Genomic DNA, 11,257 nt, shown 5'->3' with positions numbered 1-11,257 from the left:
GGTGGCGGGGGGCGCTTCGTCGCCCTTGCCGCCTTCGTCACGCAGCGTGTCGAGCGGATCGGCGGGCGCAGCGGCCGCATCCTGCGGCTCGGTGACGCCGGTTGCCCCCGTCGCGCTCGCCGCGGTTGCCGCAGCTGGTTCGGCGGCCGCGGCGGGCGGCGCGAGATAGCGCAGCGCGAGCGTTTCGTAGAGCGGTGGCGCGAAGAAGCGCGACACGCGGCTCGACACCAGCGCGGTGGCCATCAGCGAAATCACGAGCGCGTGACCGTTGATCATCTCCATCACGATCACGAACGACGTGATCGGCGACTGCGTGACGGCCGCCATGTAGCCGACCATCGCGAGCGCGATCAGCATCGGCAGGCTCATGTTGCTGAACACGATATGCAACAGGTTGCCGAACCCGGCGCCGATCGACAGCGACGGCGCGAAGATCCCGCCCGGGATGCCCGGCAGGTACGACGCCACCATCGAAATCATCTTCAGGAACGGATAGAAAACCGACAGGTGCTGGCTGCCGTCGAGCAGGCCGCGCGCCTCGGCATAGCCGCTGCCGAAGGTCGTGCCGCCCGATACGAGGCCGACGACGGCGATCGCGAAACCGCACAGTGCGGCGAACGTGATCGGCCGCTCGCGATACAGGCCCAGCAACTGCGCGGGCAGCCAGCGTCCCGTGTTGAGCAGCAGCCAGCAGAACACGCCGCCTGCGATCCCCGTCACGATCGCGGTGACCAGCACGGCGAGCGCGAGCAGTTTCGGGAAATGGGGGCCGGCATCGATCGTGCCGAAATACGTGTAGTTGCCGTTCAGGCCGAGCGCGACGACGCCGGCGAGGATGATCGCGGTGATCAGCACGCCGCTGGCGCGCGCGGAGAAGCTGCGCGTCAGCTCCTCGATCGCGAACACGATTCCGGCGAGCGGCGTATTGAACGCGGCCGACAGCCCGGCCGCCGCGCCGGCGAGCACCAGTTGGCGTTCGATCTGCGCGTTCGAGCGCGGGTAGAAGCGTCGCAGGTTGAACATCAGCGCCGCGCCGACCTGTACGGTCGGCCCTTCGCGGCCGATCGTGAAGCCGCCCAGGATGCCGAGGAACGACACCAGCACCTTGCCGAACAGGATGCGCAGCGTCAGCAGCCGGGAGCCGAACGCGCTCGGGCGCGCATGCAGCGTCGCGATCACCTGCGGGATGCCGCTGCCCTCGGCGCCGCGGAAGAAGCGCCGCGTGATCCATACCGACAGCGCGGCGATGGCCGGTGTCAGCAGCAGCGGCAGCCACGCGGCGTGATCGCGCATCGTGCGGAAGGTTTCGTAACCCCAGTCGATCAGACGCGCGTAAAGTACGGCCGCGAGGCCGACGACGATCGCACCGAGCCAGAAAACGCCATACTGGCGCCAGATCCTCAGCGAACGACGGGTGAGGGCGGGAAACAGGGCGGGAAGAGCGGGGCGTGGCATCGGCGCGGGCCGTCAGGCAAAGATCGAATTATAAAAAGAACCGGATGCGGGTGGGGAGCGAGAATGTTCCCGAAAGGAGATGCATTTTGTTGCAAAAGTAATGTTCACGTAATGTTCGCGCATGTAACCATCGTTAGCATGCCAAATTGGCCGGTCTATCCCCATACATCGTGAAACGTATCCTCATCGTGAAAGTGACGTCGCTCGGCGACGTTGTCCAGACACTACCCGTCGTCGCGGATCTGCATCGCGCCTTTCCCGGCGTAACGGTCGACTGGGCGGTGGATGAATCGTGCGCGGAGGTCGTGCGCTGGCATCCGGGCGTCAGCGAAGTCCTTTGCGCGCCGCTGCGCCGCTTCAAGAAGATGCGCAATCGCGGCGACCTGAAGGCGATCACGGCGTCGATCGGCGCGCTGCGGAGGCACCGCTACGATGCGGTGATCGACCTGCACGGCGTCTACAAGAGCGCGATCATTTCGGCGCTTGCGCGCGCCGCGCGCCGCGTCGGCTACCAGACGCAGGATCTCGGCGAAACGGGCGCACGCTTCGCGTATTCGCATCGGTTCGGCCCGCGGCCGAACTGCGACGCGTGGCACGGGATGCGCGTGAGCGCCGGCGAGGCGCTCGGCTACGCGCCCGAGGGCACCGCTACATACGGCATCGTCCCGCCGCGGGACGTGAACCTGCCGGCCGCCGTGACCGATGGCGCCCCATTCATGCTGCTGTTCCATGCGACGTCCAACCCCGACAAGAAATGGCCGGCCGACCGCTGGGCCGCGCTCGCCACGCAGATGATGGCGCGTGGCGTACGCGTGCTGTTGCCGTGGGGATCGGCTGCCGAGCATGACGATGCGCAGGACATCGCCGCACGCGCGCCGGGTTCGGTCGTGCTGCCCGCGATGACGGTGCGCGAGCTCGGCGCGGCGCTCGGCCGGGCTGCGCTCGTGGTGGGGGTCGATACGGGGTTCGTCCACATGGCGCACGCGCTGCAGCGGCCGACCGTGATGATTTTCGTCGCGACGTCGCGCCATCATTGCGGGATCGGCGGCGCGCCGAATGCGCTGTCGATCGGCGAGCCGGGCATGATGCCGTCGGTCGACGAGGCGCTGGACGCGATCGATACGGTCGGCCCGGCCTACGGCGCGCTGCGCGCGCGGCTGACCGCCTGACGAGGGGGTGGGGCGGGTGGTTCAGGCGAGCAGCGCCTCGACCGTGACGACGGCGGCGAAGGCCGCCAGGTTCGCCAGCAGCGCCTCGAACACGAGGCCGCGCCAGGTCTGCGGCCGGAAGCGCATCGCGAGCAGGATCGCGCCACCCAGCGCGAGTGCGAGGATCAGGACGAGATCGGCATTGCCGAGGCGAATGTTCATGGCGGCGGCTCCTTCGGGGCGGGATCCCGGGGGCGCAGCGGCGCACCCAGGATCGAGTATAGGCAGCGCCGGCCTCCGCACAACCCGGGTCGCCCCGGAGTCTCAGACGAGCGATGCGTCGCGCGTCTCGCGCATCAGCAGCACGCCGATCAGGCTGATTGCCGCCGCAACCGATACATAACCGCCGACCCACGACAGCCCGCCGCGCGCCGCCAGCAGTTGCGCGATATACGGCGCGATCGACGCGCCGAGGATCCCGCCGAGGTTGTACGCGACGCCCGCGCCCGTATAGCGGACGTTGGTCGGGAACAGCTCCGGCAGCAGCGCGCCCATCGGTGCGAACGTCACGCCCATCAGGAACAGCTCGATCGTCAGGAACAACGCGACGAGCGGCATCGAGCCGCTGCCGAGCAGCGGCTCCATCGCAAAACCCGACAGCAGCGCGGCGATCGCGCCCACGACGAGCACCGGCTTGCGGCCGAAGCGGTCCGACGCCCACGCGGACAGCGGCGTCGCGAGTCCCATGAACACGACCGCGAAACACAGCAGGCCGAGGAAACTCTGGCGCGGAATATGCAGCGCCGACACGCCGTAGGACAGCGAGAACACCGTCGAGATGTAGAACAGCGTGTAGCAGACGACCATGGCGAGCGCACCGAGCAGCGTCGGCCGCCAGTGTTGCGTGAGCAGCGTCGCGACCGGCACGCGCACGCGCTCGTTGCGATCGAGCGCGGCCTGGAATGCGGGTGTTTCGGTGATCTTGAGCCGCACGTACAGGCCGAGCGCGACGAGCACCGCACTGACCAGGAACGGGATGCGCCAGCCCCAGCTGCGGAACTGCTCGTCCGACAGCGACAGCGCGAGCGCGAAGAACAGCCCGTTCGACATCAGGAAGCCGACCGATGGCCCGAGCTGCGGGAACATCCCGAACCAGCCGCGCTTGCCCTGCGGCGCGTGCTCGGTCGCGAGCAGCGCGGCGCCGCCCCATTCGCCGCCGAGGCCGATCCCCTGGCCGAAGCGCAGCACGCACAGCAGCACCGGCGCGAGCGCGCCGATCGCGTCGTAGCCGGGCACGAAGCCGATGGCGGTGGTGGATACGCCCATCACGAGCAGCGATGCGACGAGCGTCGACTTGCGGCCGATGCGGTCGCCGAAGTGCCCGAACAGGAACGAGCCGATCGGGCGAGCGATGAACGCGATGCCGAACGTGACGAAGGCGGACAGCGCCTGGGCGGTCGCGGACCCGTGCGGGAAGAACACGGGGCCGATGACGAGCGCGGCGGCCGTTGCGTACACGTAGAAATCGTAGAACTCGATCGCGGTGCCGATGAAGCTGGCGAACACGATGCGCCGGTGGCTGACGGCGCCGGCCGAACCGGTTGCGTGTGCAACGGTCGGGGGAGATGCGGACATGGATGTCTCCGTTTTGTCGTTGGGGCGGTCGGCTGAGCGTGCGGTCGGGCAGGCGGATGCCTGCCGGGGGCAGCCGAGCGGATGATGCGGTGGCGGCGTGGAAGCGCGCCGTGGCGCGGACGTCACCCGCCGGTCGACGATGGAGACGGGTACGTCGCCGCCGCCCGGTGCCGGCGTGGTCGGCTCGCATGCCGGGTGGGGCGCGCGAACGCGCGCGCGGCGTGATGGCCGCGCGATTGCGGAAAATTATAGCCAGCGCCGCCGCGCACCGGCAATCGCGGGGCGGCGACCGGTCAGTCGATCGATTGCGCCTGCGCCGACGCGGTGCTTTGCAACTGGAAGTGGCCGTCGTCGTTGAAGAGCCAGCCTTCCATCAATTCGAGCCGGCCGTTGCCGTCGAGCAGTCGCGACGGTGGCGGCGGCAGCGGCGCCGAGCGGCGCAGCGACGCGAGCGCGAGTGCTTCCGCTTCGCCGTCGCCGTTGCTGCGATAGACGGACGCGTTGACGAGCCGGCCGCTGCCATCGACGGTGAAGGCCACGACGACGAGCGAGCGGAGCATGGCCTGTGGTATGCCGTGCAGCATGCCGGACGGATTGCGTTCGGCGACACGCTGCGCGACTTCGACGCGGTACTGGTCGAGGCTGCCGCTGCGGGTGATCGACGGAACCGTCAGGATCGAGTGCAGCGACGGAGGCGGCGTGATCGTGCACGCCGCGAGCATGGCGACGACGGCCAGCGCAACTGCACGCAGCCGGTCGACATGCAAACGGGGGAGGGGGCACATGGGAGGCTAGCCGGAAGTGACTATAAAAAAATGATAGGCGCACGGACGCGGGCCGATATCGGGAGAAACGCATAACGGGCGATGCCGGATGTTGCGATCGCTGATGACGAGACGGCGTGCGCTCGCGCAGCGCGGTGTGACGTGACATATGACAGCCCGCTCGCGTGGCTGTCGCACGTGTGCGATCCGGCGTGCGTGTTGCAAGGTTGAAAGAAACGCGGGGAACGCGAGGGGCACGCAGACGCGTGGCGAGCGTCCGGCGCGAGTGCAGCGGGTCGCCGCAGGCAGCACCACGGGCGCGCCCGCGCCATCGTCGGCGATGCGTGCGGCCCGGTTCAGAAGCCGTGCGTGACGAGTGACAGGATCGACAGGTCGGGGTGCGTGCCGTCGATGATGCTCTTGCCGATGTGCACGGCTTCGTGGACGGCTTCATCGAGGCTCGCGAAGCTTTCCTCGCCGTCCGCATGGAAGGGCACCGCGTGGCCGGGCAAGGCGGGATTCGCGCCCGGATGGCACACGTAACCGGTGTAGGTGTAGCGCGTGTCGCTGCCGGGCGCGACGGCCGGCACGACATGGATCTCGAAGCCTTCGTAATCGACGTGTTCCGCCGGTGTCGACAGTTCGGTCATGGCGATCTCCGTGTACCGCACGCAGGGGTGGCGCGCGCGGCATCGAGTACGCGGCGGCGGTCGTGTCGCCGTGTTGATCGAATTCTAGGTGATCGAGCGGCCGGCCGGGAGGGGGCTTCCGGCGCGTTGCGATGCGATGGCGGGCCGCTGCCGGTGCCCGCAGCTCAGGGGCCGCGCGAGGTCCGGCGCGAACGCCCGTGCCGTTTCGGCGGACGGGCTCGCGCGCGGCGCTGCATCATTGCTTGCAGCGCGCGTCCTTGCGCTGCACGACGATGATCACCGGGTATTTCTGGCCGTGATCGAGCTCCACGCGCGCCACGACGGTCAGCGTCGCCGGATCGGAATCGTCATACACGCTGACCTGTTCGTTCCGGAGGTAGGTCACGCCGGTGCAGTTCGACGTGCGTCCATCGTCGCCCACCTTGCACTGGAGGTCGTTGTCCTTCACGTAGTTGTAGGGCGATGGGCTCGCGAGGTATTCGCTCAGGCCGCGCGGCGAGCCGCCGACGCCCGTCACGTAGGCGATAGCGCACGACGCTGGCGCGTCGCTGCCGGAGGCGGTGTCGGCCGTCGCCGGCGTGCTGACGGCAACCAGCAGTGCAGCGAGCGACGAGGCGATGAAGGGCTTCATGACGTGGGTTTCCCGTTTCGCGAATCGGAGCGCCGGATTGTAACGGCATCCGGCATGACGCGTCGGAACGTGAGGGAAGGGCGTGTGCGGACCAACAAAAAACCCCGTCATTCGGTGAATGGACGGGGTTTGGCGAACTTCCTGGCGGAAGCGGTGAGATTCGAACTCACGGACAGTTTCCCGTCGCCGGTTTTCAAGACCGGTGCCTTAAACCGCTCGGCCACGCTTCCACACGAGGCGGCATTGTAACCGAAATGCCGCGTGGTTCATCCCTTCAATCGTCGCGCAGGAACAATTCCTGCAGGTCGTTGAGGAAACGCTGGCCCAGCGGCGTCGGCGCGATCTGCGCGAAATCGCGCGCGATCAGCCCGCGCCGCTCCGCTTCCTGCAGCGCCGGCTCGATCGTGCTCATCGGCAGGCCCGTGCGTTCGGCGAAGCTGTGCACCGGGAAGCCCTCGACGAGCCGCAGCGTGTTCAGCATGAACTCGAACGGCAGGTCGCGCGCGCCGACTTCACGCTCTTCCTGCACGGCCGTGCCCGCCATCGCCTGCTCGATGAAGGTCGCCGGGTGCTTGTAGCGTGCCTGCCGCAGGATCCGGTTCGGGAACGACAGCTTCGTGTGTGCGCCCGCACCGATCCCGAGATAGTCGCCGAAGCGCCAGTAGTTCAGGTTGTGCTTGCACTGATGATTCGGCTTCGCATACGCGGATACTTCGTAGCGTCCGTAACCGGCCTCGGTCGTGCGCGCGTGAATCCATTCCTGCATGTCGGCCGACGCGTCGTCGTCGGGCACGACCGGCGGGAACTTCGCGAACAGCGTATTCGGCTCGAGCGTCAGGTGATACAGCGACAGATGCGGCGGCGCGTACGACAGCGCGGTCTCGATGTCGGTGCGGCATTCGTCGAGCGTCTGGTTCGGCAGCGCGAACATCAGGTCGAGGTTGAAGTTGTCGAAGTTCTTCGCGGCGATCTCGACCGCGGCGCGTGCCTGCGTCGTATCGTGAATCCGGCCGAGCGCCTTCAGGTGCGTTTCGTTGAAGCTCTGGATGCCGACCGACAGGCGGTTCACGCCGCTCGCGCGGAACTGTGCGAACTTCGCGGCCTCGAATGTGCCCGGATTCGCCTCGAGCGTGATCTCGGCATCGGCGTCGAGCGGCAGCAGCGCACGCACGTCGGACAGCATCCGGTCGAGACCGGCCGCCGACAGCAGGCTCGGCGTGCCGCCGCCGATGAATACCGTATGCACCTGGCGGCCCCACACGAGCGGCAGCGCCTGCTCGAGATCGGCGCGCAGCGCGTCGAGATACTCGGTTTCCGGAAACCGTTCGCCCTTCCACTCGTGCGAATTGAAATCGCAGTACGGGCACTTGCGCACGCACCACGGGAAATGCACGTACAGCGCGAGCGGCGGCAGCGACGTGAGCCGCACCTGGCCGGGCGACGTGAAGGTCGCGACGACGCGCGCGCCGGTTTCCGCGGCCTGGCTCATGCGACCTCCGCTGGCGAACGGGTATCGGGCGTACTCATGCTTCCTCCGCGAGCCGCGCCAGCAGCGCCTTCAGCGCCAGCGCGCGATGGCTGTGCGTGTTCTTCACGGCCGGCTCGAGTTCGGCGGCCGTGGCGCCGAGCGACGGCAGGTAGAAATACGGGTCGTAGCCGAATCCGTGCTCGCCGCGCGGTGTATCGACGATTTCGCCCGCCCAGCGTCCTTCGGCGAACAGCGGTTCGGGGTCGTCCGCATGGCGCACGAGCGCGAGCACGCAGCAATAGTATGCGCGCCGGTCGGCGACGCCGCGCAGCTGCTCGACGAGATACGCGTTGTTCGCCGCGTCGCCCTTGTCACGGCCCGCGCGCTGCGCGTAGCGGGCCGAATAGACGCCCGGCGCGCCGCGCAGCACGCGCACGCACAGGCCCGAATCGTCGGCGATCGCCGGCAGCCCGGTGAGCCGAGACGCGTGGCGTGCCTTCGTCAGCGCATTCTCGATGAAGGTGCCGAACGGCTCCTCCGCTTCCGGCACCGCAAGGTCGCCCTGCGGGACGATCTCGATGCCGACCGTCGAGAACAGCGCGGTGAATTCGCGCAGCTTGCCCGCGTTGTTCGACGCGAGAACGATGCGCGACAGCGGCGCGGTGGTGTGGTCGTCCGGCATGTCAGGCGCCCAGCACGTCTTTCTGAAGCTGCACGAGCTCGGCGATCCCGCCTTGCGCGAGGTCGAGCAGCGCGTTCATCTCGGCGCGCGAGAACGGCACGCCTTCGGCCGTGCCCTGGACTTCGACGAAACCGCCGGCGCCCGTCATCACGACGTTCATGTCGGTGTCGCACTGCGAATCTTCCGCGTAATCGAGGTCGAGCACCGGCGCGCCTGCGTACACGCCAACCGAGATCGCGGCGACGTGGTCGGTGATCGGCGAGCGCGTGAGCTTGCCGGCCGCGATCAGCTTCGACACGGCGTCGTGCGCGGCGACGAACGCGCCGGTGATGCTCGCCGTGCGCGTGCCGCCGTCGGCCTGGATCACGTCGCAGTCGATGTGGATCGTGCGCGGGCCGAGCGCCTCGAGGTCGAACACCGCGCGCAGCGCGCGGCCGATCAGGCGCTGAATTTCCTGCGTGCGGCCGGTCTGCTTGCCGCGGGCGGCTTCGCGGTCGCTGCGCGTATGCGTCGCGCGCGGCAGCATCCCGTATTCGGCGGTCAGCCAGCCTTGCCCGCGGTCGCGCAGGAAGTCGGGCACGCGCTCGGAGACGCTCGCGGTGCAGAGTACCTTGGTGTCGCCGAACTCGACCAGCACCGAGCCTTCGGCATGTTTCGTGTAGTGGCGCGTCAGGGCGACCTTGCGCAGTTCATCGGCGCGGCGGCCGCTCGGGCGGGAAACGGAGGACGTCATGTGGGAATCGCGGAACGAGAGGAAACCCCGATTTTAGCGCCGAACGGCGGGCGTGCCCGGCGGGGTGGTCCGCAAAAATGGGATAATGCGCGCTTCCCGCCCCGCGCTTTCCGATGCGCCGGGCGCCTCGACATATCCCCGCCCGCGAGGGCACCCAGACGGCGAGACGAACCATGATCTACAGCATGACGGGCTACGCGAGCGCGACGCGCGAACTCGCGACGGCCACCGGCAACGGCGGCACCAGCGTGTCGGTCGAACTGCGCACCGTGAACTCGCGCTTTCTCGACCTGAATTTCCGGATGCCGGACGACGTGCGCGCGTGCGAACCCGCGCTGCGCGAAATGCTGATGAACAAGCTGTCGCGCGGCAAGGTCGACATCCGCATCAACCTGCAGCGCGGCGAGCAGAGCATTGGCGCGGGCGCGCTGAACCAGTCCGCGCTCGGCCAGCTCGCCGAGCTCGAACGCTCGGTGCTCGACTCGTTCCCGGGTGTCGGCCGCCTGCGCGCGGGCGAGATCCTGCGCTGGCCGGGCGTGATCGCCGAGAGCGGCGTGTCGGCTGACGCGATCCGCGAGGCGGTGCTCGCGTGCGGCAAGGAAGCGATCGGTGAGCTCGTCGTCGTGCGTTCGCGCGAAGGCGCGCAACTGGCGACGATGCTGCTGTCGAACGTCACCGAGATGGAAGCGATCGTCGCGCGCATCACGCCGCTCGTGCCGGAGCTGATCGCGAAGCACCAGCAGAAGATCGTCGAACGGCTGCAGGAGGCGCTCGGCATCGCGGCGCCCGAAGGCAGCTCGACGATCGTCACGCGCGAGGAAGCCGCGGAGCGCATTCGTCAGGAAGTGACGATGTACGGGATCCGGATCGACATCGCGGAAGAGCTGTCGCGGCTCACCGCCCACCTGAACGAAACGCGCCATGTGATCGAGAAGGGCGGCCGCGTCGGCAAGCGTCTCGACTTCATGATGCAGGAACTGAATCGCGAAGCGAACACGCTCGGCTCGAAGGCGGCGGCGAAGGAACTCGCCGACGCGTCGATGGCGCTCAAGCTGTTGATCGAGCAGATGCGCGAGCAAGTGCAAAACCTGGAGTAAAGCAACATGACGGAATCTACCCGCGACGCGCACGCGTCGCATTCGCTGCACGGCGGCGTCTATCCCGGCAACCTGTTCATGGTCGTCGCGCCGTCGGGCGCAGGCAAGTCGACGCTCGTGAATGCGCTGCTGTCGAAAGACAGCGACATCTGCCTGTCGATCTCGTACACGACACGCAAGCCGCGCCCGGGCGAGCAGGACGGCCAGCACTATCACTTCACGACGGTCGAGGATTTCCGCGCGCGTCACGCGGCGCACGAATTCCTCGAGAGCGCGGAAGTGCACGGCAACTACTACGGCACGTCGCGCGTCTGGATCGAAGAGCAGATGAGGAACGGCCACGACGTGCTGCTCGAGATCGACTGGCAGGGCGCGCTGCAGGTGAAGAAGCAGTTCCGCAACGCGGTCGGCATCTTCATCCTGCCGCCGTCGCTCGACGCGCTCGAGGAGCGCCTGAAGAAGCGCGGCCAGGACGAGCCGAACGTGATCACACGCCGCCTGCTTGCCGCGGGCAGCGAGATCGCGCACGCGTCCGAAGCGGAATACGTGGTGATCAACGAGAACTTCGAGCGTGCGCTCGCGGAGCTCGAATGCATCGTCGCGGCCACGCGCCTGCGCTTTGCTTCGCAGTACGCGCGACACACGGAGCTGTTCATCGAGCTCGGCATCCATCTGCCCCACGCGGAATGACGCGGGGGACGAGGGACATAAGGTAGAATAAGGACTATATTCAGAAGGAATTACCAACATGGCTCGCATTACCGTCGAAGACTGCCTGAAGCAAATCCCGAATCGCTTCGAACTGGCGCTCGCCGCCACCTATCGCGCGCGGCAGCTCGCGCAAGGCCATACGCCGAAGATCGAAAGCCGCGACAAGCCGACCGTCGTCGCGCTGCGCGAAATCGCTGCCGGCCAGGTCGGCGTCGAGATGCTGAAGAAGGTGCCGGTGTAACGCGCATCCGGCCCGTTCCAGCCATGTAATCCACGCGCGCAA

13 protein-coding genes and 1 tRNA gene are annotated in these 11,257 nt (G+C 67.8%); 4 read left to right on the top strand and 10 right to left on the bottom strand.

Annotated features, from left to right (window positions below; genetic code table 11):
• A partial coding sequence (locus tag G3N96_RS28515; RefSeq protein WP_206139253.1) for a chloride channel protein occupies positions 1-1,455 on the bottom strand: 1,455 nt, incomplete at its 3' end.
• A 170-nt stretch (positions 1,456-1,625) separates the two neighbouring features.
• Here G3N96_RS28515 and waaC point away from each other — a divergent pair.
• On the top strand, positions 1,626-2,624 hold the full coding sequence (waaC, locus tag G3N96_RS28510; protein ID WP_206139252.1) for a lipopolysaccharide heptosyltransferase I: 999 nt from the start codon (positions 1,626-1,628) through the stop codon (positions 2,622-2,624).
• A gap of 21 nt (positions 2,625-2,645) precedes the next feature.
• Here waaC and G3N96_RS28505 read toward each other — a convergent pair whose 3' ends face one another.
• From G3N96_RS28505 to rph, 9 genes are all read right to left on the bottom strand, one after another.
• The gene (locus G3N96_RS28505; protein ID WP_124576718.1) at positions 2,646-2,825 is read right to left on the bottom strand and encodes a hypothetical protein; all 180 of its coding nucleotides are present in this window, start codon (positions 2,823-2,825) and stop codon (positions 2,646-2,648) included.
• Positions 2,826-2,927: 102 nt separating this feature from the next.
• Positions 2,928-4,238 carry an MFS transporter gene (locus tag G3N96_RS28500; protein WP_089494284.1) on the bottom strand — a complete coding sequence of 437 codons (1,311 nt, stop codon included), beginning with the start codon at positions 4,236-4,238 and terminating at the stop codon, positions 2,928-2,930.
• A gap of 293 nt (positions 4,239-4,531) precedes the next feature.
• Complete coding sequence (locus G3N96_RS28495; protein WP_206139251.1) at positions 4,532-5,023, bottom strand: energy transducer TonB; 492 nt, start codon at positions 5,021-5,023, stop codon at positions 4,532-4,534.
• 335 nt (positions 5,024-5,358) lie between these two features.
• The gene (locus tag G3N96_RS28490; protein ID WP_089472328.1) at positions 5,359-5,652 is read right to left on the bottom strand and encodes a hypothetical protein; all 294 of its coding nucleotides are present in this window, start codon (positions 5,650-5,652) and stop codon (positions 5,359-5,361) included.
• 235 nt (positions 5,653-5,887) lie between these two features.
• Complete coding sequence (locus G3N96_RS28485; RefSeq protein ID WP_206139250.1) at positions 5,888-6,283, bottom strand: hypothetical protein; 396 nt, start codon at positions 6,281-6,283, stop codon at positions 5,888-5,890.
• Positions 6,284-6,425: 142 nt separating this feature from the next.
• Positions 6,426-6,513: transfer RNA gene (locus tag G3N96_RS28480), tRNA-Ser, on the bottom strand.
• Positions 6,514-6,557: 44 nt separating this feature from the next.
• A complete protein-coding gene (hemW, locus tag G3N96_RS28475) occupies positions 6,558-7,772 on the bottom strand; it encodes a radical SAM family heme chaperone HemW (RefSeq protein ID WP_039343394.1) in 1,215 nt (404 codons plus the stop codon).
• A 34-nt stretch (positions 7,773-7,806) separates the two neighbouring features.
• On the bottom strand, positions 7,807-8,433 hold the full coding sequence (rdgB, locus tag G3N96_RS28470) for an RdgB/HAM1 family non-canonical purine NTP pyrophosphatase (RefSeq protein ID WP_206139249.1): 627 nt from the start codon (positions 8,431-8,433) through the stop codon (positions 7,807-7,809).
• Between the two features lies 1 nt (position 8,434).
• Positions 8,435-9,166 carry a ribonuclease PH gene (gene rph / locus G3N96_RS28465; protein WP_206139248.1) on the bottom strand — a complete coding sequence of 244 codons (732 nt, stop codon included), beginning with the start codon at positions 9,164-9,166 and terminating at the stop codon, positions 8,435-8,437.
• Between the two features lie 173 nt (positions 9,167-9,339).
• On the opposite strand from rph, the gene G3N96_RS28460 reads away from it, so the two are divergent.
• The 3 genes from G3N96_RS28460 to rpoZ are packed head-to-tail and all read left to right on the top strand — an operon-like array spanning position 9,340 to position 11,215.
• The gene (locus G3N96_RS28460; RefSeq protein WP_011351283.1) at positions 9,340-10,263 is read left to right on the top strand and encodes a YicC/YloC family endoribonuclease; all 924 of its coding nucleotides are present in this window, start codon (positions 9,340-9,342) and stop codon (positions 10,261-10,263) included.
• A 6-nt stretch (positions 10,264-10,269) separates the two neighbouring features.
• Positions 10,270-10,953, top strand: a complete 684-nt coding sequence (gene gmk / locus G3N96_RS28455) for a guanylate kinase (RefSeq protein WP_089494289.1) — start codon at positions 10,270-10,272, stop codon at positions 10,951-10,953.
• Positions 10,954-11,011: 58 nt separating this feature from the next.
• Positions 11,012-11,215 (top strand): DNA-directed RNA polymerase subunit omega, encoded by a 204-nt coding sequence (gene rpoZ / locus G3N96_RS28450; RefSeq protein WP_006025620.1) that lies wholly within the window; start codon positions 11,012-11,014, stop codon positions 11,213-11,215.
• Positions 11,216-11,257 lie beyond the last annotated feature (42 nt).

This window comes from Burkholderia sp. Se-20373 (genome assembly GCF_017104705.1).
Taxonomy (GTDB): domain Bacteria; phylum Pseudomonadota; class Gammaproteobacteria; order Burkholderiales; family Burkholderiaceae; genus Burkholderia.
This window is presented reverse-complemented; position numbering and strand designations above follow the sequence as displayed.

Coding starts and splice junctions, on each gene's coding strand:
- rph (WP_206139248.1), bottom strand. CDS start 9,166: ATGACGTCCTCCGTTTCCCGCCCGAGCGGCCGCCGCGCCGATGAACTG.
- G3N96_RS28505 (WP_124576718.1), bottom strand. CDS start 2,825: ATGAACATTCGCCTCGGCAATGCCGATCTCGTCCTGATCCTCGCACTC.
- G3N96_RS28500 (WP_089494284.1), bottom strand. CDS start 4,238: ATGTCCGCATCTCCCCCGACCGTTGCACACGCAACCGGTTCGGCCGGC.
- G3N96_RS28460 (WP_011351283.1), top strand. CDS start 9,340: ATGATCTACAGCATGACGGGCTACGCGAGCGCGACGCGCGAACTCGCG.
- G3N96_RS28490 (WP_089472328.1), bottom strand. CDS start 5,652: ATGACCGAACTGTCGACACCGGCGGAACACGTCGATTACGAAGGCTTC.
- G3N96_RS28495 (WP_206139251.1), bottom strand. CDS start 5,023: ATGTGCCCCCTCCCCCGTTTGCATGTCGACCGGCTGCGTGCAGTTGCG.
- G3N96_RS28485 (WP_206139250.1), bottom strand. CDS start 6,283: ATGAAGCCCTTCATCGCCTCGTCGCTCGCTGCACTGCTGGTTGCCGTC.
- gmk (WP_089494289.1), top strand. CDS start 10,270: ATGACGGAATCTACCCGCGACGCGCACGCGTCGCATTCGCTGCACGGC.
- hemW (WP_039343394.1), bottom strand. CDS start 7,772: ATGAGCCAGGCCGCGGAAACCGGCGCGCGCGTCGTCGCGACCTTCACG.
- rdgB (WP_206139249.1), bottom strand. CDS start 8,433: ATGCCGGACGACCACACCACCGCGCCGCTGTCGCGCATCGTTCTCGCG.
- rpoZ (WP_006025620.1), top strand. CDS start 11,012: ATGGCTCGCATTACCGTCGAAGACTGCCTGAAGCAAATCCCGAATCGC.